This window comes from Streptomyces sp. NPDC002499 (genome assembly GCF_053595415.1).
Map to the genome: position 1 here is coordinate 378,236 of NZ_JBSFXO010000002.1, position 25,011 is coordinate 403,246.

The following is a 25,011-nucleotide window of genomic DNA, read 5'->3' on the forward strand; positions in this document are numbered from 1 at the left end:
AGGCCGGTGGCAGATGTACGTGGGTCAGGGTTGCCCGCCGCCCGGCGCACCCGGTGCGCTGCGCACCGGAGTTCGCCAGCCATGGCGAGGTGTGAAGCCCAACAGCCGTTGCGCGCGCGTGCTGTCGAAGAGGGAGCCGTGGCGGCCGATGCCGGCCAGGATCGCGGTGTCGGGGTAGTGGGCCAGGAGCAGTTCGCCTGTGGGGAGGCGGGCGGAGGTGTCCGGGGCGGCGGCGTTCACGACATGGTGGCCGGTCAATGGCGCCGCGAGGGCTGCCCGTACCGCCTCTGCGGCGTCCTTGGTGTGCAGCCAGGCCCACAGTTCGCGGCGGTTGGCGGCGGGGTCGTCGGCGACTTCCGCGAGCCGTGCATCGAGGCGCGGGCCCTCGCCGACGAACGGGAACCGGAGCATGACCGTGGTGGTCCCCCAGCGGCGAGTGGTGAACGCGGCGGCCTGTTCGCTGAGTTGTTTCGACAGACCGTAGGAGTCGATGGTCAGGTCGGGGTGGCTCTCGTCGATCGGCAGATAGCGGGGGGCCTGGTCTCGCTCGGCCCAGGCCAGGCCGACCGCGGCCGCACTGGAGGCGCCCACGATCCGGTGGGCCCCGCGCCGGCCGGCTTCCTGGAAGACCGTGTAGGCGCTCATGGTGTTGATACGGAGCGTCTCGTACTCGTCGACGATGCCCGGTGCGGGGATGGCGGCCAGGTGGACGACGTCCAACCGGCCGCCGGGCTCGATGAGTTCGACGGTCGCGTCGAAGGCGGCCTCGACGGCTGCCGGGTCGCTCAGGTCGCCCTTCGTGGTGGCCGCGAGGTGTTCGGTGTACTCGACCGGGCGGGCGTCGGTCCCGACCACGGTCCAGCCGCGGGCGGCGAGATGGGCGGTGACCGCGGTGCCCAGTGCGCCCGCGGCGCCGGTGACGAGTGCGGTGCGGGGAATGTCGCCGGCGGTCCTGTTCTGCGAGGTCATCCCTTGACCGCTCCCATCAGTCCGTTCACGAAGTAGCGCTGGGCGCACAGGAAGATGGCGATCACCGGGACCACCATGATCAGGGCGGCGGCCATCAGGGAGTTGTACTGCACGACGTTCTCCGACTGCATGGCCTGGAGGGCGATCGGGAGGGTGTAGGTGTGCGGGTCGTTCAGCGAGATCCGCGTGAGCTGGTACTCGTTCCAGGTCGGGATCGCCGTCAGCAGGGCGATGGTGATCAGGGCGGGGCGGGCCAGCGGGAGGTAGACGCGGGCGAAGATGCGCAGTTCGCCCGCTCCGTCGATACGGGCGGCCTCGCGCAGTTCGGTGGGGACGGTGGTGAAGGCGTTGGTCAGCATCAGCACGGCCAGGGGCGCGCTGCCGTTCACGAACGGCAGGACCAGGCCCCAGTGCGTGCCGAGGATGTCGAGCTTGCTCTCCAGCAGCACGATCGGCAGCAGGGTGACGACTCCGGGCACGAACAGCAGAGCCAGGAACAGCCGGTAGAACAGGCGCTTTCCGGGGAAGCGCAGCACGGCGAAGGCATAGGAGGCGGCCGCGTACACCACCACGACCAGGACCGTGGTCAGCACCGTGACCTTGACGCTGTTGGTGAAGTAGTGGAAGAAGTCGAGCTTGTTCCAGGTGTCGGCGAGCGTCCGGCCGGTGGGGTGGTGCGGGATGAGGTGGCCGCCGGAGACGACCTCGGCGTTGGTCTTGAACGCGGCCGACACCATCCACAGGAACGGGTAGAGGCTGATCGCGGCGTAGGCGGCGAGGACCAGGACCACGACGGTACGCGCGGCCAGGGCGCCGGCCGGCTTTCCGCGTCGGGGTGCCCGAGTCGTGGGGGCGGTGGCCGGTCGTGGGGTCAGAGTGAGGGTCATCCCAGCCTCCGCAGGGCCCGCTGGTTGATGAAGGCGACGACGAGGGCGGCGACGAACAGCAGCCAGCCCAGGGCGCTGGCCAGCCCCAGGGTGGGCGACAGTTCGGACAGGAAGGCGAGTCGGTAGGTCTCCAGGCCGAGGACGTCCGTGGCGTTGCCGGGTCCGCCGTTGGTCATGATCAGGAAAAGCTGGAAGCCCTGGAGCGCGTCGCGCAGGTTGAGCAGAGTGATCACGAGGGTGATGGGGCGCATCAACGGCCAGACGACGTGCGTGGCCACGCGCAGTGCTCCGGCTCCGTCGAGGGCGGCGGCCTCCAGGAGCGAACCGTCCAGGGACTGGAGGCCTGTGAGATAGAGGAGGGTGGCGACGGGTACGGCGGACCACACCATGACGACGATGAGGGTGGGCAGGGCCGTGTCGGGGTTGCCGAGCCAGCCCTGCGGCTGGGACAGCGAGCCCATGCCCACCGACTTCAGCAGCAGGTTGACCGCGCCGTCCGGCTGGAGGATGTACTGCCAGGCGAAGTACACGGCGATGCCGCTGGTGACGTAGGGCAGGAAGTAGATGGAGCGCAGGATGCCCTGCAGGCGCCGCACCGAGTTGAGGACCAGAGCCAGCGGGTAGCTGACGAGGACGGTCAGGACGGGTACGGCGATCATCACGTACAGGGTGTTGACGGCCGCGGTCCTGACGATGGGCGCGTAGGTCGGGCTGTTGCCGAGCAGGTCGGTGTAGTTCTTCAGGCCCACCCAGCGCCAGTGCGGCCAGAAGCCGTTCCACTGGGCGAAGCTGAGCGAGAAGCCGTAGACGATCGTGTAGACGCCCATGACGCCGAAGAGCACCAGGGCCGGGGCGATGAAGGCGTAGCCCCAGGCCGTCTCGCGCAGGCGGGCCGAACTGCGGGGTCCTTCGGCCCGGGTGGTGAAGCGGCGCGTGCGGGCGGGGGTCGGGCCGGGCAGGTCTCCGGTCGTGGAGGCCGGGAGGTCGAGGGTCATGGCTACTGCTCCGCCCAGTTCGACTTGATCATGGAGCCCATGCGGTTGCCGGTCTGCCGGGCGTTCGCCTCCTTCAGCGGGGTGAACTCGGCCAGGACCGCGCCGACTTTGCCCGCGTCGTACAGGCTCGGCCGATAGGCGGTGTAGCCGGCGTTGTACGCGTCGTCGCCGGTACCGAAGGTGTCGAGCATGCCGGTCAGCAACGGGCCGAGGGCGGTGCGGTCGGCGCCGGTGAGTGTGTTGGGCGGCACGTCGAGCGCGGTACGACCGAAGGCGGCTGCGGTATCGGGCTGGGAGAGGAAGCTCAGCCACTCCAGGGCCTGTCGCTTGCGCGGGGAGGTGCGGGTGACCGACAGGCCGGTCAGGGCGAACGGCGCGAGCTGGAGACCGGGGATCACGGCCCGCCGGGGCGAGGGCACCGGGAAGGTCATGATGCCTTTGGTGTCACGGCCGTTCTCCGCGAGGAAGGCGAGTGTGAAGGTGCCGCCCACAAGGAACGACGACTTCTGCTGGGCGAAGGAGAGGTCGGCCTCGTCGATGGCCTTGGCCGCGGTGCCCGGCATCCAGTACGGCGTGATCTGCCCGTAGGTCTCCAGGACGCGTTGTCCGTCCGCGGAGGTGAACCCCTTGGCCGCGTCGCGCCCGAAGAGCGCCTCGAAGCGCTGCTTGCCGAGCATCCCGTACGCCATCGGCTGCATCAGCCATTCCAGTGCGGTGGAGGGCTGTTTGACGCCGATGGTGATGCCGCCGGTGCCCGGGTCCGTGCGGTGCACGGCGGCCAGCGCGTCCATGAACTCCTCCCAGGTGGTGGGCGGTTCGGTGACACCGGCGGCGGACAGGCGGGCGCGGTCGGCGTAGACGATGCCGAAGGTGCCGACGGTCAGCGGCACGCTGAAGCGCTGGCCCTCCTTGACGCCCATGGTCTTGGCGCCTTCCACGAGGGAGTTCTCGTACTGCTGCTTCGTGACGGTGCCGTCTGTCCGCACCTGCGGCAGATAGCGGGCCAGCCAGGTGTCGTCGACCGTGTCCTGAAGGTCCTCCAGCAGTCCCGCGCCGCCGAAGGAGAGGTCGTCGCCGTTGGCGTGGACCTCCATGACGTCGGGCAGGTCGTTGGTCCGCGCCGCGGCCTGCACCTTGGTCAGGAACGCGTCGTCGGGGGTGATGGCCTGCACGCTGACCTTGGTGCCGGTGGCGGCGGTGAAACGGGTGGCGGCGTTCTGGAGTGCCTTGACGTGGGACTGCTTGAACGTCCACATCGTCAAGGTGTTGCCGTCACCGGCTCCCTGGCCGCGCCCGCAGCCCGCGGCGGCCAGGGCGAGGGCCGGCGCGAGGGCGAGGAGACGGCGGCGGTCGCGCCGGAACGGAGGGCTGTGACTCACGCAAGCGGCCCTTTCTCGAGGGGGCTCGCGGTCCGCGCTGGCGAATCGCTGCCCGCTGACGTGCCGGAGTGTGCTGGGCCCTCTGCCTGGGCCCTCTGCGCACAAAGGGGCGGGGCGGCTCAGCCACGGGTATCTAAATCGAGTTGATGTACGGTGTCAACGCTTGTCACAACCCGAGAATCCGCGCCCGGTCCCCGGCCGCCGCGGCCGTCACGACTGAACAGGACTTCGCTCGTGTCTCCTTCTCCGGCTTCCCCCGCACCGCGCCCCGTGCCCGCTCCGACCGCACCGCGACCCGTGCTGGCTCCGGCTCCGTGGTCCGCCGGCGCGGCGGACGGGGTCCGCGTCACCGCCGTACGCACCTTCACCTGCGCCCCGCAGGGCTGCCCGTACGTGATCGTCCGGGTGGAGACCAACCAGCCGGGTCTGTACGGGCTGGGCTGCGCGAGCGATCCGCAGCGCACCACGGCGATCCGCGCCGTGGTCGACGACTATCTGGGCCCCCTGCTGCTGGGCCGCGATCCGGCCGACATCGAGGACCTGCACCGACTGCTGCTCAACAGCGGCTACTGGCGCGGCGGTTCGATCGCCCACAACGCCCTGGCCGGCATCGACGTCGCCCTGTGGGACATCAAGGGCAAGACGGCGGGACTGCCCCTGTACTCCCTGCTCGGCGGGCGGGTCCGGGACGCCGCCGACGCCTACACGCACGTGGACGGACAGGAGGCGGGCGAGATCGCCGACCGGGTCCTGGCCGCGACGGAGGAGGGCTGGCGGCACGTACGCGTGCAGGTCGCGGTGCCCGGCACCGACACCTACGGCACCGCGCCCGCCGAGCCAACCGAGGCGCGCCGGCGTGAACTGCGTTCGGGTAGCTGGGATTCGCTGAGCTACTTGCGGCAAGTCCCGCCCGTACTGCGGGAGATACGGGAGCGGGTGGGCAGCGGTGTGGAACTGCTCCACGACGCCCACGAGCGTCTTACGCCTTCGCAGGCACGGGAGTTGGTCCGCGCCGTCGAGGATGCGCAGCTGTTCCTCCTGGAGGACGCGCTCGCCCCGGAGGACGCGGCGCACTTCGCGCAGTTGCGTGCGGCCGGCACCGTGCCGCTGGCGGTCGGCGAGCTCTACAGCGAGCCGCAGGCGTACCTGCCACTGCTGACCGAACGCCTCATCGACTTCGCCCGGATCAGGATCCCCACCCTGGGCGGCCTGACCCCCACCCGCAAACTGGTCGCCGCCTGCGAGCTGTTCGGGGTGCGTACGGCCCCGCACGGCCCCGGTGACGTCAGCCCCGTCGGCATGGCCGCCAACCTGGCGCTCGACCTCAGCTCTCCCGCGTTCGGCGTGCAGGAGGCGGCCACCTTCACCGAGGCCACCCGCGAGGTCTTCCCGGGCGCTCCGGTACCCCAGGGAGGCGCCCTGCACGCCTGGACCGCGCCCGGGCTCGGCGTGGACTTCGACGAGACCGCGGCTGCCCGCCACCCCGTCACCGCACCGCTCCAGCACGACCGTTGGGCCTTGCTGCGCGCCACCGACGGCAGCGCCCATCGCCCCTGACCCGCCGTCCGCCGAGGGCCGTAGCGACCGTCCCCGGCTCCCGGCGGGTCAGCGCAGGAGCAGGCTTTTCGGCTGGGCGGAGAGGCTCTGGTCGAGGACGAGACAGGCCGCCCCGACGGCGGCCACGTGCTCACCGATCGTCGTGGTGGTCACGACGGTCGGGTGCACGGCCTTCACGAACGGCGACGAGGCGACCATCGGCTCGATGACCTCCAGGAACGGCCCGGACATCTGCGGCCACAGCGGCCCGCCGAAGACGATCGTGTCGCTGTCCACGAGGGTCGCGGCGGCGCACACGCCCCGCCCGATACGGATCGCCCAGCGCCGGACGACGCTCGCGGCCGGCTCCTCCCCCGCTCTCGCCCGCCGGGCCAGCTCGTCGAGGCTGCGGCGGGCGTCCTGGGGGCCGATCGGGGTGAACTCGTGCCCCAGCGCGCCCTCCTTGATGGCCTCGTCCACCAGGGCCTTGGTGGAACAGGCGGCACCGAGGCCGCCGACCTCGCCCGCGTTGCCGGACACCCCGCGCAGCACCGAGTCCTCCACCACCAGGCCCATGCCGGAGCCGGTGCCCAGGTAGAAGAACAGGAAGTCGCGGGTCTGGCTGGCCGCGCCGACCCACCGCTCGGCCACCGCGGCGGCGATCACGTCCTTGTCCAGCAGCGTGGGGAACCCGGTCTCGGCGGCGAGCCGCTCGCGCAGCGGAACGCTGCCCCAGTCCGGCAGTTCGGGCGGATCGACGACGTACCCGTGCTGCGCGTCGAGCGGGCCGGGAGCGGCGATGCCGAGCCCCAGGATCCGGTCGCGGTCGACGCCCGAACCCTCCGCGAGCGCCGTCACCGACCGGGCCATCTCGGTCATGACCTGGTCGGTGTCGACACCGAGGGGCGTGGGCTCGCCGTGCTGGGCCACCACCGTGCCCAGCAGGTCGAGCAGGACGTAGGTGATGACGGCCGGATCGAGGTGGACACCGAGCGCGTAGCAGGCTCCGGGTACGACCCGCAGGAGGGTACGCGGCTTGCCGCCACCGCCGCTCCATTGCTTGCCGGACTCCTCGGCCAGGCCCTGGTCGATCAGCCGGCGGCAGATGTTGGACACCGTCTGCGCGGACAGGCCGGTCGACTGGGCGAGTTCGACGCGGCTGAGCCCCTCGGGATGGCGGCGGATGGCGTCCAGGATGACCGACTCGTTGAAGTCACCCATGCGCGGCAGGTTCGTGCCCCGCCGGATCGCCGTGTTTCTCGCGCTCACGTCTTACCTGTCCCCCTCACGACGGTGCGCGCCCGCCGCACAGCGGCACACGGCACCCGACGGCCGTTCAAGCCTCGCGCTCCCCCGCACACCCGCTCGACGGGCGGCCATCACGACACCTGCCGGACCATGATGACGGACCAGGGCCGCACCTGCGCTCCGTAGTCCACCACGCCCTCCGTGTCGGCGCACACGGCCTCCAGGCGGGTCGCGTGCGCGCGCCGGTCCAGGTGGGCGAGCTGCTCGCGGGTGGGCGCCGCGGGCGAACCGAGATCGCGCCAGGCACCCAGGGCGTCTCCGTGCCCCGGTTCGAGGCTCTCCACCTCGAAGCAGGCCCCGGGCGGCAGTCCGGTCAGGCGCACCCGGAGAGGGCGCGGACGCCCCTTGGCCTGCGTGGCCTCGGCGAGCGTCCGGTCGTCGAAGGAGGCCGGGACCGACTTCGGCTCTTCCTGCGGGTAGTGGTGGATCAGTACGACGATCCGGCCCGCGCCGCTGTCCCTGGTGACGACGTGGTCCTCACCGAGGTCGAGAAGCCGGTCGCCGAGCGCGCCCAGCATGCGGTAGGCGTGGTAGGTCGGCTTGGGGATCCCGGGCAGGGTGAGCATGCCGAATCCGCCGTGGAACAGTTCGTCCCCCGCGCCGCCCTCCTCGAAGACGTCGGTGAAGGTCCAGTAGGCAAGGGAGTCGACGGTCCCGACGGAGTGCAGCACGGACCGGACGACGTAGGTGGCCGCGGGCACGGTGTCGTGCGTGTGGTCCCGGGGCGAGGACGAGGACGACCACTCCGTGAGGTGGATCTCCGCCTCGGGGAAGGGGCTCTTGGCGACCAGGTCGCGCAGCAGCCGCAGATCGGTGGGCGTGGCGTTCTTGCCGCGGGTGAGCTTCTCCCCCTGGCCGTGCTCGTCCAACGCCCAGTCGGTCGGGTAGGGGTGGGTCGAGACGAAGTCGACGGGCAGTTCCTCGACCGCGCAGAAGGCGAGGAATTCCTCCACCCACACCGGCCGCCACTCCAGCTCGTCGATGTCGTCGCGGCCCGCGACGATCCGCAGGTCCACGTTCTCCTCCTCGCCCGAGAAACGGCCGTCGGGAACGAAGTTGGAGGTGGCGGGGCCGCCCACGCGCAGCTGCGCGTCGACGGCCTTCACGGCACGCGCGGTGACCTTGTAGAGCTCGAAGTACTCCGCGCGCGTACCGCGGAAGAAGCCGTGGAGGTTCGCCTCGTTCCACACCTCGAAGTACCAGCGGCGGACTTCCTCGATGCCGTAACGCCCCACCCAGTGGCGGACGGTGGCGTCGATCAGACCGGCCCACTTGTCCAGGTCGACGGGGGGTGAGCCGTGGGCTCCCCACCAGAAGACGGTGTCGGTCTCGCGGGCCAGGGCACGTGGACTGAAGCCGAACTCGACGAACGGGCGCACGCCGGTGTCCAGCAGGAAGTCGAACAGCGCGTCGACGTACTGGAAGTTGTGGACCGGCGTGCCGTCCGCACGCTCCGTGTAGACGAACATGTCGTCGTGGAAGAGGCCGTGGAAGCGGATGTACTCGAACCCGCAGTCGCGCCGGGCCGCGACGAGTTGGCGCTGCCAGTCCGCGCGCAGTCCCTCGTTGGCGCGTCCGGCGCCGACCACCCTGCGCCAGAAGGGGGCGAGCGGCTCGCCCTCCGCTGCCGCGTCGGCGTCGATGTGGATGGGTGTTTCCCCGCTCGGGCGTTCTGGCACAGGCCCTCCCGCATCGCGATAATAAATCGATTTGATTGAGAGGAGCTTAGCAGGGCACCTCCTGCGGAAAGCGGCACCGGGAGTACGAGTGACCCGGTCAGCCCTTGCGGGTGGAGCGGGTCAGGCGGAACGCCGAGACGAGGAAGAAGATCCCTCCGAGGGTGGCGTATCCGGCGAGGGCGGACAGCGAGGGGTCGTCCTGCGAGGCGCCCCGGATGAAGCTCGCGCCGGCCAGCACCGAGATGCCGCCGCTGGCGATCATGGCCCACTGGCCACCCATCGGCCTGCGGGCCACGCCCACGAGGAGCTGGACCAGCCCCGACACGACCGCCCACGCACCCCAGACGCGCAGCACGTCGGCGACGCCCGAGGCGCCGGCGACCGCGACACCGACGGCGGCCAGCGAACTGACGGCGATGTTGACGTACAGACCCTTCACCGGCCCGTCGGTGCGCGCCGACCTGGCGTCGACGACGGCCGCGGCCACATCGAAGGCCGGGTAGATGAACAGCAGCACCCTGGCCGCGACGGTGAGGTCCGAGCCGGACAGCAGCAGGAGCACCGCCCACGCGGCGGCGAAGACGAAGCGGATGACGTACAGCCGGCGCAGCGCGGGCGTGGCGCCGACGTGCGCGGCGGAGGTGGCGGATGCCATGGGGTTCTCCAGCGAGTAGATGGAAGAGAGAACGGTCTCTCTACCTCGCAGCCTGACACACGCTCCCCTGCAAAACAAGAGAGAGCGTTCTACCCGCTAAGATGGGTGACATGACACAGACAGAAGGCGCCACAGGCACCGGCAGGAGAGTCTCCGAGGCCCGGGAGCGGCTCCTGAGGACCGCCGGGCAGCTCTTCTACGCGGAGGGCATCCACACGGTGGGCGTCGACCGCCTGGTCGCCGAGTCGAAGGTCACCAATGCCACCTTCTATCGCCACTTCCGCAGTAAGGAAGACCTCGCCGTCGCCTACATCGCGAGCGTCGACCAGGCGATCCGCACCCAGATCGACTCCCTGACGGCCACGGACGCGCCGCCCGACGGCATCCTGCGGGGCATCGGCGCGTCCCTGGTCGAGCAGATCCGGTCGCCCGGCTACCGCGGCTGCGCCTTCCTCAACGCGGCCACGGAGTTCCCCGATCCCGAGCACCCGGTCCACCGTGCCGTCGTACAACACCGCGCATGGTTCCTACAGACGATCACCGGGCTGTTCGCGGAGATCACGGTCGCCGAGTCCGAGCACGCGGGGCGGCACTTCGTCATGGTCCGCGACGGCGCGATGAGCGGCGGCTACCTCGGCGACCCCGTCCTGGCCGGCGAGACACTGCTGCGCGGCATCGACGGGCTCGTACGGATCCATGCCGCCCGTGGGCTCGACGAGTCCGCTGCCTCCGCCGCTCCCGGCGAGGCGTCCTCGGCCGCCACGACGGTGGTGGACATCGAGTGCTCGCCGCCCACCGCGTGACCTCGCCCGGAGCTCGCTCGACCGGCCGCGTGGCCCAGAAACGAGCGCCGGCCCCGCTCTCCGGTTGAACTCTCCACCGTGGCGGAGAAGAGGCGGGACCGGCATCAGCAACACATGCTCGGCGTCAACAGGTATGGATGTCCTGGCCGTTGACGTCCTTGGCGACGTCGTTGCCCTGGCCACTGAGGTAGTACGCGGAGACGAAGTCCCGGCCGCCGGTGTCCATGTCGGTCGAGAGCCACCAATGGTTGTACGCGCTGCCGGAGCCCACCTGCGCACCCCAGACCTTGCAGTAGACGTAGTTGGTGCCGGCGTAGAGGGCGCCACCGTGGTCGCGTCCGGGAGCGGTGGCGAAGGTCTGCACCCACACCTTGCCGCCGGCGTCGTCCCCGGAGGCGCACTCGGGGATGTCGTCACCGTTCTCGTCCTGGGCGGAGTCGTTGCCCTGGCCACTGAGGTAATACGCGGAGACGAAGTCCCGGCCGCCGGTGTCCATGTCGGTCGAGAGCCACCAGTGGTTGTAGGCGCTGTCGGAGCCGACCTTGTCTCCCCAGATCTTGCAGAAGACGTAGTTGCGCCCGGCGTTGAGGGTGCCCCCGTCGTTGAGACCCTTGGCGGCGGCGAACGTCTTCACCCAGGTGCGTCCGCCGCTGCGGCCCGTGCCGGTGGTGGTGCCGTCGCAGGTCGGCAGGTCATTGCCGTTCTCGTCCTGGGCGGAGTCGTTGCCCTGGCCACTGAGGTAATACGCGGAGACGAAGTCCCGGCCGCCGGTGTCCATGTCGGTGTACAGCCACCAGTGGTTGTACGCACTTCCCGATCCCACCTGAGTGCCCCACTCGCGGCAGAACACGTAGTTGCGTCCGGCGTACAGCTTGCCGCCGTGATCGCGTCCCGTCGCCGCGGCGAAGGTGTTCATCCAGAGCTTGTCGGAGCCGCCGCCCCCGCCACCACTGGCACCGCCGCCTCCGGAGCCCCCGCCGCCGTTCAGCGGCTGGCTCTTGGGCACGGGGCTGACGTAGCCGTCGATCGCCTCGGAGTCTCCGAACATCGTCCCCGGTGCGGAGCCGAGCGTGTCCTCACGGACCTTCGAGGTGTGCGCGAAGTGGGCCTGTTCGTCGCCCTCGGGGCCCCTGGTGTTCTCCTCGCCTCCGACGTCACCACTGACGATGGTCACCGAACCGCCGTCGACCGCGACCACGATGGCCACGTGGTGGACCACGCCCTTCTGGTTTCCGTAGACGTCGTGGAACAGGGCCGCGTCGCCGACCCGCGGCGCAGAATGCTCACCGCCGTATCTGGCGCGCTGCGTCTTGAAGCTGGCGGCGGCGGCGTTGAGGTACTCGGTGTGGAAGCCGGCCCGGTCCCACACCCACCGGGCGAAGTCGGCGCACCAGTATTCACCCTTGCCGCCGTTACCGCTGCAACTCGTCAGATATCCGGGATCGCAGACCCGCCCCGGTTCTCCGAGGCTCTCGAAGCGATGGGTCTGGCCGCGCGCGATGTCGGCGATGCTCTGGACGTCTCCCAGCACGATGTCCGCGTGGGCCGGCGGGGCCGGGGCGGAGAAGTAGAAGGCCAGGGTGAACAGCGCGGTCACGGCGATGCCCCACCGGCGCAGGGGCAGACTGATGTGTGCGAAAGGCATGGCGTCCTCTGTGGGCGTCCTTCGTGGCGAGTGGAATCTCCGCCGCAGGTTACGAACGCGCCGATGCCGCCGTCTTGAACGAATCCGATGCCCCGCTCGCGGACCGCCCGGACGAGCGGGCGGGCTTTGGGTCCGCGCCCAGGCAGCCGCACGGCCGGAGCCGGGAGACGTACTCCGAAGGGGACATGCCGGTGAACTCCCGTATGTCGCGGTTGAAATGCGACTGGTCGCTGTATCCGTGGTCGGCGGCCAACTCGGGCCAGCGCGTGCGTTCCGCACCGACACACGCGAGCAGGTTCATCAGTCGCATCAACCGTGCCGCCGTCTTGGGCGGCAGCCCCACCTGTCGCCGGAACTCACGCCCGAGATGGTCGCTGCTCCACCCCACGTCCGCCGCGAGTTCCGCTATCCGGGCCCGCCCGGCGGAGCGGGAGAGCAACTGCCACGACCGTACGACCTCCGCTCGGGGCCGCGGCCCTTCGGCGGAGCGGCGCAGCAGGAACGCGTCGAGCAGGGCGAACCGCTCCCGGTGGCTGCGCGCGGCCCGGCACCGCTCGGCCAGTACGCGCCCTGAAGGCCCGAACACCTCGGCCAGGTCGACGACCTGCCCGGCCAGCTCGGCCGGGGGCGCGCCGAGCAGCCGGTAGGCGCCGAGCAACGTCAACCGCAGCCCGATCCACGCCACCTGCACCGAGGACGACTCGGCCCCGCCATACCGGTAGAGAAAGCCGGGGCCGGCCGCGTAGGCGGCGGGCAGACCTGCCAGGGGCTCGCCGACGTTCAGGTTCAACGACACCGACAGGCTCGCCGGCACCGCGATGACCTCACCTGGATGGAGAGTCTCCGTTCCCGCGTGATAGGCGCCTTGAAGCAGCTCTCTCAGCGCAGGGTGAGGCTGTGCGTATACGTCCACCGATTGGTCCCCCGACTTCGCCCGGCCAGCGACACTAGGGCCGAGGGGATGAGGGCGGGCGCGGGAGGACAGTCTTTTGCGGATACCCGGTCGATTCTTTGACGCGAACGTGCCGACAGCCGAGTCGAGGGAGGTCGCCACGTCGGCGACCGCGCCGCGAGGTCAGGTCACGCCGTCACTGTCTCGGCGTGATGGACGTGCTCGGCGATGCGGGCGGCGAGTTGGGGCCACAGTTCGTGCGGAAGGTTGTGGCCCATTCCCTCCACGAGCCACAGGTCGGCATTCGGTACGGCGGCGGCCGTGGCGCGACCGCCGCTGACGTCGCACACGGGGTCGGCGGCGCCGTGCACGACCAGCGTGGGCACTCGTACACCGCGCAGTCGCTCGGTGCGGTCCCCCGTCGCCACGACCGCGAGGCCCTGGCGCTGCATGCCGAGGACGTCGTATCCCCGGTCGAAGACCTGTCCGGCCCGCTCGGCCGCCGCGATCGCGTCGAAGGCGAACCCCGGGGACGCGGCGAGTCGCAGGGCACGTACCTGCCACTCGACGAAGTCCTCCCGGTCCTGCGGCGGTGGACCCAGTGCGGCGAAGAGTGAGAAGTCGGCCTCCCCCACGCCGGGTTCACCGGTCGTCGACATCATCGACGTCAGCGAGCGGACCCGCTCCGCGTGCTCGCTCGCGATCATCTGGGCGATCATTCCGCCCATCGAGGAGCCTACGAGGTGGACGCCCGTGAGCCCGAGAGCGTCGAGCAGGCCGACGGAGTCCGCCGCCAGGTCCGCGAGGGTGTACGACGCCGACGAGAGGTCTCCGGAGAGCGCCGCCGCGAAGTCCGGTACGGGTGCGTCGTGCAGGTGCGTCGACCGGCCGGCATCGCGGTTGTCGAACCGGATCACGTGAACTCCCCGGCCCACCAAGGCCTGGCAGAACCCCTCCGGCCAGTTGATCAGCTGCGCGCCGGCCCCCGTGATCAGGAGGACCGCCGGAGCCTCGGGGTCACCGAACCGCTCGTAGGCGATCTCGATCCCGGACGGGCCGACGTCGTGTGCTGTCGCTTCTGCCATGGCCAGGACGGTAGCCACGGCAGGAGCGCGAAAGAACGAACCACGGTCTGACGTTTTCCGCCCACTCCCCGAGTTACGGTGGAAATGGCCGAGGAGAACCGTCAACGCATCAGCGCACCGCGCACCGTCAGACCGTAATTGGCGCGCAGTCGGCGCAGTTCCCAGTAGCCGACCGCGGTGACCGACAGCGGGCCTCCGAGGAGAAGGACGATCCGCACGCCTGCCGGCACGCCCTCGTAGGAGCCGGTGAACAGGTTGACCAGTGCCATCTCCCACACCAGGGTCATCGTCAGCAGCGGCGGCACGGTCTCGTGGATGTCCACGGTGCGGAAGACGTGGAGCAGGGACAGCCCCATGCCGTAGATGACGAACGGCAGGACCCACACGAGAGTCGCCACCGTGAGCAGCCAACTGACCACGGACATCACGGGGTTGACGGCCAGCTTTCCGTCGACGAGACCGGAGAGAACGGCGGCGGGGAAGACGGCCACACCGCCGATGATCGCCAGCACCGCGCCGGACGGCTTCGCCGCGCGCCGCAGCAACTGCCGCCGGGCCGGCGGGCGGGCCAGCAAGACGAACCAGCCGATGAAGACCGGGAAGGTCACGGCAAGGACCAGGATGCTGATCCAGGAGTCGTTGAGCCGATCGCTCGCGGCGTCGCTCGCCGAGTCGACCAGCTTGTAGGAGTACGCCACCCAGAGCACGGCGCCGAGACCCACGTACGTCCGGATCTTCTGGATCTTGGCGACCACCGCGTCCTCCACCCGGTCCGGGCGCGAGGGCCTGAACACCCGGCGTGCGATGGCGATCGGACCGCCGGCCCGCCACATTCTGCGGAACACTCCCACGCGTTGTGGCACCGGTTGCGGAAACCCCGGCGGGTAGGGGTAGGGGTACGGGTGCGGTTGGGGCGGATAGCCGCCCTGGTGAGGGGGGACGTTGTACGGGTACGGCTGCGGCGGCACCGGAGGACCAGGAGGACCCTGTGGGTGGTGCGGCGGCTGTGGACCCTGCGGATTCCAGGCACTCATCTCTTGCTCTCCCCCGACATGATTGTGTGCAACGGACACGCAGCGGCAGTGTATGGGGTACAAGTGCCGCTTTTGGCGGACGCCAGGCTGCACCCGCGAAACGGACAGGAGTGATCAAGGTCCATGACCAACCCCTCTTCAACTCCCGGGCGGCGGGCCCTCGTCGTGCGCGGCGGCTGGGAAGGCCATTCACCGGTGGAGATCACCGAACGGTTCATACCCTTCCTCAAGGAACACGGATTCACGGTCGAGACCGCCGAGTCCCTCGAGGTCTACGGTGACGCGGACCGGCTCGCCGCCACCGACCTCGTCGTCCAGTGCTGGACCATGGACACGATCGCCCCCGAACTCTCCCGCACGCTCGCGGCCGCGGTGCGGGCGGGCACCGGGTTCGCCGGCTGGCACGGCGGCGTCATCGACTCCTTCCGCGGCGACCTCGACTACCACCTCCTCACCGGGGGCCAATTCCTGTTCCATCCGGCCGACTTCGTGGACTACACGGTCCGGCTCGTGCCCGAACGCGCGAGCCACCCGGTCATCGAGGGCCTGGCCGACTTCGCCGTCCACACCGAGCAGTACTGGGTCGCGACCGACCCCGACATCGATGTCCTCGCCACGACGACCTTCCCGGCCGACGAGCAACGGGACCATCCCGTCGTCATGCCGACCGTGTGGACCAGGACCTACGGCAGTGGAAAGGTCTTCGTGTCCGCGATCGGCCACAAGCCCGACGACTTCGACGTACCCGAGGTCCGTACGCTCACCGAACGGGGGCTGCTGTGGGCGAGCCGATGACACCGCTGCGGATCGGCATGGCCGGCGCGGGCCGGATCAGCGGCCAGTACCTGTCGACACTGGCCACGACCGAGGCCCTGCGGCTGACCGCGGTCACGGACCTGGACACCGCCCGGGCCGAGGAGGCGGCCGCCGCGTCCGGCGCGCTGGCCGTCGGCGGCCTGGCCGACCTGCTGGCGCGCGACGACGTCGACGCCGTGCTCAACCTGACCATCCCTGCCGTACACGCCGATGTGGCGCTGGCCGCGATCGCGGCCGGCAAGCACGTCTACGGAGAGAAGCCGCTGGCCACCACCCGCGAGGAGGCCGCCGCCGTGCTGGCCGCCGCACGCGGCGCGGGAGTTCGGGTCGGCTGCGCACCCGACACCGTGCTGGGTACCGGTGTCCAGACCGGACGCAAGGCCGTGGACGACGGACTGATCGGTACGCCCGTCGCCGCGACCGCGTTCATGACCTCCCCCGGCCACGAGGCGTGGCACCACGATCCGGAGTTCTACTACCGCCCCGGCGGCGGTCCGCTGCTCGACATGGGCCCCTACTACCTCTCGGCGCTGATCCACCTGCTCGGTCCGGTGACCGCGGTGACCGGCGCGGCCTCGGCACCGCGCACCGAGCGCGAGATCGCCAGTGGACCCCGTGCCGGACAGCGCTTCGCCGTCGAGGTGGCCACCCATGTCACCGGGATCCTCCACCACGCCAACGGCGCGCTGTCGACCCTGTTGATGAGTTTCGACATCCACGGCGCCGATCTGCCGCGGATCGAAGTGCACGGCACCGAGGGGTCGTTGTCCCTGCCGGACCCCAACAACTTCGACGGCCCGGTGCGGTTGTGGAAGGCAGGCGCCGACAGTTGGCGGCCGCTTCCGGTCTCCGCCGGTCACCCGCACGCCGGACGCGGTGTCGGCCTGGCCGACCTCGCCGTCGCCCTGGCCGCCGGCCGCCCCCACCTGGCCTCCGCCGAACTCGCCGAGCACGTCCTGGACGTGATGCTCACGCTGCTGGACGCGGCGCACCAGGGCCGTACCCTCACGGTCACCACCACCTGCGAACGGCCGGCTCCCGTCGCCTGACCCTCGTAGCTCCCGGCCCTCGTGGCACCCGACCTGCCGACCTGCGTCACGAGGGTCAGAATGGTGAGTGATCGCGTTTTTCTCGGAACACGTCCACGCAGCGTCCGTCAGGCATCGGAGTGACTTTCCATGGTCAGTGACGGAGGTATCCCCGAGGCCGGTGAGCGGTGTCTGGTCACCGGTCCCGGCGGTTACATCGGCGGAAGGCTGGTGCCGGAGCTGCTGGACGCCGGATACACCGTCCGGTGTCTGGCCCGCACCCCGGCCAATCTGCGCGACTACCCGTGGGCGGACCGGGTGGAGGTGGTACGCGCGGACGTCACGGACGCCGGGAGTCTGCGTTCCGCGTTGCACGACGTCCAGGTGGCCTACTACCTGGTGCACTCCATGAACTCCGGGCGGGACTTCGAGAAGAAGGACCGTCTCGCCGCCGAGACCTTCGCTGCGGAGTGCCGCACCGCCGGGGTCCGGAGAATCGTCTACCTCGGGGGCCTGAACCCGGCCGATGTCCCGGAGGACGAGCTCTCCCCGCACCTTCGCTCCCGCGCCGAGGTCGGTCGCATCCTGCTCGCCTCGGGTGTCCCGACGACCGTGCTGCGCGCCGCCGTCGTGATCGGGTCCGGCTCTGCCTCTTTCGAGATGCTGCGCTATCTCACCGAACGCCTGCCCGTCATGGTGACCCCCAGCTGGGTCGGCACCCACGTCCAGCCCATCGCGGTCCGCGACGTGCTGCGCTATCTCGTGGGCAGTGCCCGCATGCCCGAGGACGTGAACCGTACCTTCGACATCGGCGGCCCCGACGTCCTCACCTACCGGCAGATGATGGAACGGTACGCGCTGGTCGCCGGCCTGCCCCGCCGCCTGATCGTGCCCGTGCCCATGCTCACGCCACGGCTGTCCAGTCACTGGATCGGGTTGGTCACCCCCGTGCCCGCCGCACTCGCGCGCCCGCTGGCCGAGTCCCTGCGGCACGAGGTGGTGTGCGCCGAGCACGACATCGCCGACCACGTACCCGACCCGCCCGGGTCCCCGCTGCCCTTCGACCGAGCCCTCGAACTCGCTCTCCAGCGCGTGCGTCAGGCCCAGGTCACCACGCGCTGGTCCTCGGCGTCACTGCCCGGAGCCCCCAGCGACCCGCTCCCCACCGACCCCGACTGGGCGGGCGGCAGCCTCTACACCGACGAACGGACCCAGGACGTCCATGCCGATCTCGACGCCCTGTGGCGGGTGATCGAGGGAATCGGCGGCGACAACGGCTGGTACTCCTTCCCGCTCGCATGGGCCGTACGCGGCTGGCTCGACCGGCTCGTGGGCGGGGTGGGCCTGCGTCGCGGCCGCCGTGACGCGAACCGGCTGCGGGTCGGTGACGCGCTGGACTTCTGGCGCGTCGAGGAGATCGAGCGAGGCCAACTGCTCAGACTGCGCGCGGAGATGCGCCTCCCCGGACTCGCCTGGCTGGAGATGCGCGCGGAACGAGGCGAACACGGCGACGTGCGCTACCGGCAACGCGCGCTCTTCCACCCGCGCGGACTGGCGGGACACCTCTACTGGTGGAGCGTCGCGCCCTTCCACGCCACCGTGTTCAACGGCATGGCCCGCTCGATCGCGCGCACCGCGGAACGTGTCGACGCTTCCGGCGGTGCGACGCAGGCCGACTAGCGCGATCACGAGACCGGTACGCCGGGTTACATGGTTAGCCTAACCTTACTTACACTGCTGGAACGTACAGGCATCCATGTCCGGAGAGGCCCAACCCCGTGACTCCACGCATGCGTTCCGTCGCCGACAGCCCTTCGCCGGGACGGCGTGGCTTTCTGTTCGGAGCTGCGGGTGCCGCTCTGGCGCTCAGTGGCTGCTCGTCGGGCGAGGACGGCGCGAGTGGCGGTGACGACAAGAGCGGTGACTCCGTCAGGACGGCGCAGGCCGCGGCCGCCGGCTTCCCCGTCACCGTGAGCGGCAAGGAGGGCGCCACCAAGGTCACTTCGCCGCCCGAGCGGGTCGCCGCCTGCGGTTATCTCCGCGACACCGACCTCGCTCTCGCCCTCGGTGCCCCGCTCGTCCTCGCCACCAAGAACGCCGTCTTCCCCAGCGGCCTGGCCCCGTGGCAGAAGCCCGCATCGCCGCCGGTGCTCGTGGGTACGGCGGCAGGTATGCCGTACGAGAAGATCGCCGCCGCCAGACCTGACCTCATCCTGGCCGGCGACGACTATCAACTCCACGATCACTACGCGAAGTTCGCCCGTCTGGCGCCCACCCTCAGCTATCGCGAGGGAGTCGGGCAGGACAGTTGGGACGAGATGGCCCGGCGTGCGGGTGACGTGCTCGGCCGGCGGGAGAAGGCCGACTCGCTGGTCGCGGACGTACGCAAGAAGATCGCGGACGTACGCGACCAGCACCCCGAACTCCGCGGCAAGACCTTCACGTTCGGACCCGTGGTCGGCGGCGACGTGTTCACCATCAAGAGCGCCGACGACGCCAGCGCCCAGTTCTTCGGCCAGTTGGGCATGACGCTCTCCCCGAAGGTCACCTCGTTGCCCGACAGCGTCACCGCCGGCCGCGCCGCCATCGCGAAGGAACGGCTCGATCTCCTCGACGCCGACGTGGTCCTCCTCGCCTTCGACACCCCGCAGGGGCGCGAGGAGTTCGAGGCGCAGCCACTCTTCAAGGAACTCGAGGCCGTTCGCCGCAAGTCCTACATCGGCCTCGACATGGCCACCGCGATCGCCCTCGGGTTCCCGTCGGTGCTGAGCCTCCCCTACGGCCTCGACGCGGTCGTGCCCAAGCTGGCCGAGGCGGCGAAGCGCAGTGCCTGAACCGCGTACCGGAAAGGACGAAGACGCCCGCGATCTCGCCGAGTTGCAGGCCCCGGTCGTCGGCCGAGTCACGACCGCCGCCGCACTTCAGGCACTCGCGGCAGCCCTGTCCATCGCGCCCATGGTCGCCGTCGTGGAGATCGGCCGACGCCTCCTCGACGGCCGCGACGACCATCTGTGGGCCATCGCCTGGACCGCCGTTGCCCTGCTCGCCGTACGGCTGCTGCTCTATCTGTTCGCGGGCACCCTCGGCCATCTCGCGGACGCCGACCTAGCCTTGGGACTGCGGCGCAGGCTGGCGGACCATCTCGCGGTGCTGCCGCTGGGCTGGTTCGCTGGGGGTGTCTCCGCGAAGGTGAAGACGACCGTGCAGGACGACGTCGGCGCGCTGCACCACGCCGTCGCGCACGCCCGCGGTGACCTCGCCGCCGCCGTGGCCGGGCCCGCGGTCATCGGCGTCTACCTGCTGTGGGCCGACTGGCGTCTCGCCCTGCTCACCTTCGCCGTCATCGCGGGTGCCCAGAGCGTGCGGATGCGGATGGCCGCCCGGTCCGCCGAGCCGGTGCAGCGCATCGCCGCCGCACAGCTCGAACTCACCGCCGCCTCCATCGAGTTGGTACGCGGGATCAGCGTCGCCAAAGCTTTCGGCGGGGGTCGGACTCCGCAGCGCTTCAGCGAGGCGGCCGCCGCCTACGCGGACGTCAACGACGAGGCGCAGCGCCTCTTCATCCGCCAGCGCAGTCTGACGCGGGCCACGGTGGCGCCGGCGACGATCCTGCTGCTGATCACCGGCTGCGGGGTGGGGCTGGTCGCGCTCGGCTGGACGGATCCGGTCGACATCCTGGCGTTCACGCTGCTCGGGCTGGGCCTGTTCGAGCAGATCACCCCCATCTACGCGGCGCGCGGTCTGCGCCGCACCGCCCTCGGCGCCGCACACCGCATCGCCGGCCTGCTGCGAGAACCTGTCCAGGAGGCCGCGGCCCGTCCGACCGTCCTGCCACCGCGGGCGCCGGGTACTCCCCCGGTCCTGGAGCTGGACGGCGTCCGCTTCGGCTACCCCTCCGCCGACCGCGACCGTGAGGTGCTGCACGGCTTGGACGCCCGCTTCGCCCCCGGCACGGTCACCGCCCTGGTCGGCCCCTCCGGCGCGGGCAAGTCCACGCTCGGCATGCTGCTCGCCCGCTTCTACGACGTCACCGGCGGCGCGATCCGCCTCGACGGCGTCGACATACGGGAGTTGGACCGCGACGAGCTGTACCGCACCCTCGGTTTCCTCTTCCAGGACGTCGTCCTGCTGCGCCGGTCCGTCCGCGACAACATCGCGATGTCCCAGCCCGACGCGAGCGACGAGACCGTACAGGCCGCGGCGAAGGCCGCCGCCGTCCACGAGCGGATCACCGCGCTCCCCCGCGGCTACGACTCGGTCGTCGGTGAGGACGCGCGACTGTCCGGCGGCGAGGCGCAGCGTGTGAGCATCGCGCGCACCCTGCTCGCCGGCACACCGATCGTGGTGCTCGACGAGGCGACGGCTTTCGCGGACCCCGAGTCCGAGGTCGCCGTGCAGGACGCTCTCGCCGAACTCGCGGGCGGGCGCACCCTGTTGGTCATCGCGCACCGGCTGCGGACCATCGCCGCCGCCGACCAGATCCTGGTCCTGGACGACGGACGGATCGCCGAACGCGGGCGGCACGAGGATCTGCTCGCCGCCGACGGAAGCTACGCGCGCATGTGGCGCGCCCAACACGGAAGCAGCCAGGCATGACCACCGCACTCCTGCGGATCGTCGGCGGCGCCGGGCGTCCGCTGCTGATCCGCTTCCTGCTGGCCACCGCCCTCTACGCGATCAGCGAGGGCGCCGCCTTCGGACTGCTCATGCCGCTCCTGTCCGCCCTGCTCAACGGCCGTACCGGCGAAGCCGGTTGGTGGCTCCTGCCGCTCGCCGGGGCCGTCGCCGTCGGCTGGTACGCCCACTACGACAAGGAGTTGCGCGCGCTACAGCTCTCCTCGGCCTGGCGCCGCGCCCTGTACGAGCGGATCGGCGCCCACGTCGTCCGGCTGCCGCTGGGCTGGTTCGACGCCACCCGTACCGCGCAGCTTGAACGCCTGCTCGGGCAGGGTGTCAACACCGTCACCAGCATCGTGCACCTGGCCCAGACGCTGCTGGGGGCCGTTCTCACGCCCGCCACCATCGCCGTCTTCCTGCTCTGCTACGACTGGCGGATCGCTGTCGCCGTGCTGGTCACCGTCCCCGTGGTGCTGCTGGTGTTCGCGCTGGCCGGACGGCTCACCGACCGTACCGAGGCCGAGCACGACAAGGCCGCCGCCGAAGCGAGCGCCCAGCTCGTGGAGTTCGCCGGCGCACAGCCCGTGCTGCGCGCCAACGGCCGTGCCACCAGCGGTCATCGGCAGCTGGAGGAGGCCCTCCAGAGCCAGCACCGCGCGGCCCGCCGTGAGGTGATGGGTGCCCTGCCGGGCCTGCATCTGGGGCAGCTCGCCATTCAACTCGCCTTCACCGCCGTCCTCGTCGTCGGTCTGCTGCTGGCCACCGACAACGAGATCACCCCCGCCCGCATCACCGCTCTGCTGGTGCTCGGCGTCCACTTCCTCCAGCCCCTTGCCGTCATCGCCTCCGCGGCCTCCGCCCTGCGCGCCACCCGCGCCGCGATAGACCGCATCGACACCCTCCTCGGCACCCCGCCCCTGCCGGAGCCAGCACACCCGCACCCCACCACCGATCTCGAAGCGTCGATCGAGCTCGACTCGGTCCGCTTCCGCTACGACGGCTCCGACGCCCCCGTCCTCGACGGTCTCGACCTGACCGTCCCTGCCGGATCCACCACCGCCCTCGTCGGACCCTCGGGAGCGGGCAAGACCACCGTCACCAAACTCATCGCCCGCTTCGCAGACACCGACGCGGGCGCCGTGCGGATCGGCGGCGTCGACGTCCGCGAACTGGCCGGGAACGACCTGATGAACATGGTGTCGCTGGTGTTCCAGGACGTGCATCTGCTCGACGCCACCATCGAGGAGAACATCCGCCTCGGCCGCCCCGACGCCACCGCCGCCGAAGTCCGCGACGCGGCCCGCCGGGCCCGGGTCGACATCATCGCCGAGCGGTTGCCCGACGGCCTCGCCAGCCGCGTCGGCGAGGGCGGCTCGCTGCTCTCCGGCGGCGAGCGCCAGCGGGTCGCCATCGCCCGCACGCTGCTCAAGGACACCCCGATCGTGCTGCTCGACGAGGCGACCTCGGCCCTGGACGCCGAGAACGAGAACGCGGTCCACGAGGCCCTGCGTGAACTCGGCGCCGGCAGAACGCTGTTGGTGATCGCCCACCGTCTGTCCACCATCGCCACGGCCGACCACATCGCCGTCCTCGACAGCGGCCGCATCGTCGAGCAGGGCCGGCACACCGACCTCCTCGCCGCCGAGGGACGCTACGCCTCCCTCTGGTACGACTACGAACGCGCCCAGGGTTGGCGCCTGACCAACCGTCAGTAGTGCTACGGCGCGGGCAGATCACGGCTGCCGGCCAGGCGCGGCCATCGGCGAGCGCGGCAACTCCCTTCGGCTGACGGTTCGTTGTCGCGCTTCGCCGCAAGGAGCCCGATGACGACACCGACAAGCACCAGGGCGGCTCCGGCGATCTGGCTCGTCTCGGCGCCGCCCGCTCCGGTCACGAAGAGGGCGAGGAGGGAGGCGAAGGGGATGAGGCCGTTGAACAACCCCGCCCGCCCGGCACCGAGCCGCTCGACAGCCGCGTACCAGAGCAGGAAGACGACAGCGGTCACGCCGAGGGCGAGGAAGGCCAGGGCCCACAACTCCACGGCCGTCGGGGCCCGGAGTACAGGAGTCCCGGTGGCCGTCCGCTCGATCCACGCCACGACGAAGAGCAGCACCGACGCGATCCCGCAGGCGTACGTCGTCACCGTCAGCGCGCCCAACTGCCCTACTGGCGACGCCCCCAGCAACGTGACCGAGGCGACCCCCAGGACGGCCAGGCACGACCACCCGAACCCCCGTACGTCCCACTCCACCCCGGCACCCGCCGACACCTGGGCCACGGCACAGCCCACCCCGACGCACACCGCGCCGCTCACCAGCCCCCGCGAGGGGCGTGACCGTGACAGCAGGGAACGGACCAGGACGATGACCAGCGGGGCGGCACCGACGGCGACACCGACGTTGCCCGGTGCCGTCAGCGATGTGGCGTACACGAGGACGACGCCGTACCCCGCCATACCCATGACGGCCAGAAGGACGATCCACACCGTCTGGGTCGGGCTCGGGCGGACGAAGGTGTGCTTGCGGACGCGCGCCCAGGCGATCAGGAACACCGTCGCCAGGCCGTAGCGCGCGGCCTGCCCGCCGATCAGCGGGAAGTCGTGGAGCCGGCCCGCCGCGGCGACCGAGCCGCCGACCAGGCACACCGCGCCGAGGGCCAGGGCGGCCCCGGAACGCTCTCGCGCACTCAACATCATTCAGCCAGGCTGACAGCGTCGCGTCGTAAGCAGAAGTAGGGTATTGCTAAACCGGTCGTAAGGAGGGCTGATGATCGAGGCTCAACGGCTGGCCGTCTTCCGTGAAGTCGCCCACTGGGGAAGCTTCGCGCGGGCGGCCCAGGCCCTGCGTCTGACGCCGTCGGCGGTCTCGCAGCAGATGGCGGCCCTGGAACGCGCCGCCCAGGCCGGCCTCTTCGAGCGCAGTACCCGGGGCGTCACGCTCACCGCGGCCGGGCAGGCGCTGCTCCGCACAGCGGACACCATCCACGGCGAACTCCACCGCGCCGAACGCACCCTCGCCCAGCTGCGGGAACAGGGACCACCGTCCTTGACCGTCGCCACCTTCGCCAGCGCCGGCATGCTCCTGCTGGCCCCTGCTCTGGCCGCCCTCGCCGGCCGCCGGGGCCCGCACGTCGATACGACCGTGATCGAGTCCGAGCCGCAGCAGGCACTCTCCGCGCTCGACGACGGCAGCACCGACATGGCCCTCGTCTACCACTTCCACACGGAACAACCGCCTCCGGACTGGGCCGATGTCGGGCGGCGGTACGAGTATCACCCTCTCGTGCAGGACGAGTTGCGGCTCGTCGTGCCCAACGACCATGTCCTGGCCCGGCGTTCGACCGCGCGGCTCGACGACGTCGCCGACGAGCCGTGGATCCAGATGTGGGACCTTCCGGGCAACGCACTGGACGCGCTCGCCGCCGCGCACGGGCTGCGGCCCAAAGTGGCGTGCCGAGCCGGTGACTTCCCCTTCATGCAGGCGCTCGTCGCGGCAGGCGTCGGCATCGCGTTCATCCCCGCCCTCGCCGTCGAGGACCGCCCCGACACCCGCGCGTTGGTCCTGACCCCCACCGCGAAGCGGTACATCGGCGTCTACACCGCGCCGGGCACGCCGTCCCACCACGCGTCGCATGCCTTGCTCGAGGCGCTCAAGGAACGTGCGGCGGCGGTCCGCAGGAGCTGA

Annotated in this window: 21 protein-coding genes; 9 read left to right on the top strand and 12 right to left on the bottom strand. The window is 70.8% G+C overall.

Going from position 1 to position 25,011, the window contains the following annotated elements; genetic code table 11:
• Window positions 1-24: 24 nt before the first annotated feature.
• Genes ACWD5F_RS06340 through ACWD5F_RS06355 form a run of 4 tightly spaced genes read right to left on the bottom strand, consistent with a single transcriptional unit; the run spans window position 25 to window position 4,230 of the window.
• Window positions 25-969: an NAD-dependent epimerase/dehydratase family protein gene (locus tag ACWD5F_RS06340; protein WP_451251630.1), complete on the bottom strand. Its 945-nt coding sequence runs from the start codon at window positions 967-969 to the stop codon at window positions 25-27.
• Window positions 966-1,856, bottom strand: a complete 891-nt coding sequence (locus tag ACWD5F_RS06345; protein WP_451251632.1) for a carbohydrate ABC transporter permease — start codon at window positions 1,854-1,856, stop codon at window positions 966-968. The genes ACWD5F_RS06340 and ACWD5F_RS06345 overlap by 4 nt, the downstream gene beginning before the upstream one ends.
• Window positions 1,853-2,851: a carbohydrate ABC transporter permease gene (locus tag ACWD5F_RS06350; RefSeq protein ID WP_451251633.1), complete on the bottom strand. Its 999-nt coding sequence runs from the start codon at window positions 2,849-2,851 to the stop codon at window positions 1,853-1,855. The genes ACWD5F_RS06345 and ACWD5F_RS06350 overlap by 4 nt, the downstream gene beginning before the upstream one ends.
• 2 nt (window positions 2,852-2,853) lie before the next feature.
• A complete protein-coding gene (locus tag ACWD5F_RS06355; protein WP_451251635.1) occupies window positions 2,854-4,230 on the bottom strand; it encodes an ABC transporter substrate-binding protein in 1,377 nt (458 codons plus the stop codon).
• 297 nt (window positions 4,231-4,527) lie between these two features.
• On the opposite strand from ACWD5F_RS06355, the gene ACWD5F_RS06360 reads away from it, so the two are divergent.
• Entirely contained in the window at window positions 4,528-5,787 is a 1,260-nt protein-coding gene (locus ACWD5F_RS06360) for an enolase C-terminal domain-like protein (protein WP_451251637.1), read from the top strand.
• Between the two features lie 48 nt (window positions 5,788-5,835).
• On the opposite strand, the gene ACWD5F_RS06365 is transcribed toward ACWD5F_RS06360, so the two are convergent.
• The 3 genes from ACWD5F_RS06365 to ACWD5F_RS06375 all read right to left on the bottom strand — a co-directional run bounded on the left by ACWD5F_RS06365 (window position 5,836) and on the right by ACWD5F_RS06375 (window position 9,408).
• Window positions 5,836-6,987 (bottom strand): ROK family transcriptional regulator, encoded by a 1,152-nt coding sequence (locus ACWD5F_RS06365; RefSeq protein WP_401715534.1) that lies wholly within the window; start codon window positions 6,985-6,987, stop codon window positions 5,836-5,838.
• A gap of 158 nt (window positions 6,988-7,145) precedes the next feature.
• The gene (locus tag ACWD5F_RS06370) at window positions 7,146-8,753 is read right to left on the bottom strand and encodes a GH39 family glycosyl hydrolase (RefSeq protein ID WP_451251639.1); all 1,608 of its coding nucleotides are present in this window, start codon (window positions 8,751-8,753) and stop codon (window positions 7,146-7,148) included.
• Window positions 8,754-8,850: 97 nt separating this feature from the next.
• Window positions 8,851-9,408, bottom strand: a complete 558-nt coding sequence (locus ACWD5F_RS06375) for a hypothetical protein (protein ID WP_451251640.1) — start codon at window positions 9,406-9,408, stop codon at window positions 8,851-8,853.
• Window positions 9,409-9,509: 101 nt separating this feature from the next.
• Between ACWD5F_RS06375 and ACWD5F_RS06380 the strand changes: the two genes are divergently transcribed.
• On the top strand, window positions 9,510-10,211 hold the full coding sequence (locus ACWD5F_RS06380) for a TetR/AcrR family transcriptional regulator (protein ID WP_451251642.1): 702 nt from the start codon (window positions 9,510-9,512) through the stop codon (window positions 10,209-10,211).
• 124 nt (window positions 10,212-10,335) lie between these two features.
• On the opposite strand, the gene ACWD5F_RS06385 is transcribed toward ACWD5F_RS06380, so the two are convergent.
• From ACWD5F_RS06385 to ACWD5F_RS06400, 4 genes are all read right to left on the bottom strand, one after another.
• Window positions 10,336-11,856: a CHAP domain-containing protein gene (locus ACWD5F_RS06385; RefSeq protein ID WP_451251644.1), complete on the bottom strand. Its 1,521-nt coding sequence runs from the start codon at window positions 11,854-11,856 to the stop codon at window positions 10,336-10,338.
• A gap of 49 nt (window positions 11,857-11,905) precedes the next feature.
• Complete coding sequence (locus tag ACWD5F_RS06390; RefSeq protein ID WP_451251646.1) at window positions 11,906-12,670, bottom strand: helix-turn-helix domain-containing protein; 765 nt, start codon at window positions 12,668-12,670, stop codon at window positions 11,906-11,908.
• Window positions 12,671-12,936: 266 nt separating this feature from the next.
• Complete coding sequence (locus tag ACWD5F_RS06395; RefSeq protein ID WP_451251648.1) at window positions 12,937-13,833, bottom strand: alpha/beta fold hydrolase; 897 nt, start codon at window positions 13,831-13,833, stop codon at window positions 12,937-12,939.
• A gap of 101 nt (window positions 13,834-13,934) precedes the next feature.
• The gene (locus ACWD5F_RS06400) at window positions 13,935-14,678 is read right to left on the bottom strand and encodes a hypothetical protein (RefSeq protein WP_451251650.1); all 744 of its coding nucleotides are present in this window, start codon (window positions 14,676-14,678) and stop codon (window positions 13,935-13,937) included.
• Window positions 14,679-14,990: 312 nt separating this feature from the next.
• On the opposite strand from ACWD5F_RS06400, the gene ACWD5F_RS06405 reads away from it, so the two are divergent.
• From ACWD5F_RS06405 to ACWD5F_RS06430, 6 genes are all read left to right on the top strand, one after another.
• Window positions 14,991-15,662: a ThuA domain-containing protein gene (locus ACWD5F_RS06405; RefSeq protein ID WP_451251652.1), complete on the top strand. Its 672-nt coding sequence runs from the start codon at window positions 14,991-14,993 to the stop codon at window positions 15,660-15,662.
• Complete coding sequence (locus ACWD5F_RS06410) at window positions 15,647-16,732, top strand: Gfo/Idh/MocA family protein (protein ID WP_451251654.1); 1,086 nt, start codon at window positions 15,647-15,649, stop codon at window positions 16,730-16,732. The genes ACWD5F_RS06405 and ACWD5F_RS06410 overlap by 16 nt, the downstream gene beginning before the upstream one ends.
• Before the next feature lie 129 nt (window positions 16,733-16,861).
• Window positions 16,862-18,391 (top strand): SDR family oxidoreductase, encoded by a 1,530-nt coding sequence (locus tag ACWD5F_RS06415; protein WP_451251656.1) that lies wholly within the window; start codon window positions 16,862-16,864, stop codon window positions 18,389-18,391.
• Window positions 18,392-18,501: 110 nt separating this feature from the next.
• On the top strand, window positions 18,502-19,545 hold the full coding sequence (locus ACWD5F_RS06420) for an ABC transporter substrate-binding protein (protein ID WP_451251658.1): 1,044 nt from the start codon (window positions 18,502-18,504) through the stop codon (window positions 19,543-19,545).
• The gene (locus ACWD5F_RS06425; protein WP_451251660.1) at window positions 19,538-21,307 is read left to right on the top strand and encodes an ABC transporter ATP-binding protein; all 1,770 of its coding nucleotides are present in this window, start codon (window positions 19,538-19,540) and stop codon (window positions 21,305-21,307) included. Before ACWD5F_RS06420 ends, ACWD5F_RS06425 begins: the two co-directional genes overlap by 8 nt.
• Entirely contained in the window at window positions 21,304-23,043 is a 1,740-nt protein-coding gene (locus ACWD5F_RS06430) for an ABC transporter ATP-binding protein (RefSeq protein ID WP_451251662.1), read from the top strand. The genes ACWD5F_RS06425 and ACWD5F_RS06430 overlap by 4 nt, the downstream gene beginning before the upstream one ends.
• A gap of 2 nt (window positions 23,044-23,045) precedes the next feature.
• On the opposite strand, the gene ACWD5F_RS06435 is transcribed toward ACWD5F_RS06430, so the two are convergent.
• Window positions 23,046-24,023, bottom strand: coding sequence for a DMT family transporter (locus ACWD5F_RS06435; RefSeq protein WP_451251663.1), 978 nt, complete (start codon window positions 24,021-24,023; stop codon window positions 23,046-23,048).
• Window positions 24,024-24,093: 70 nt separating this feature from the next.
• Between ACWD5F_RS06435 and ACWD5F_RS06440 the strand changes: the two genes are divergently transcribed.
• Window positions 24,094-25,011, top strand: a complete 918-nt coding sequence (locus ACWD5F_RS06440) for a LysR family transcriptional regulator (RefSeq protein WP_451251665.1) — start codon at window positions 24,094-24,096, stop codon at window positions 25,009-25,011.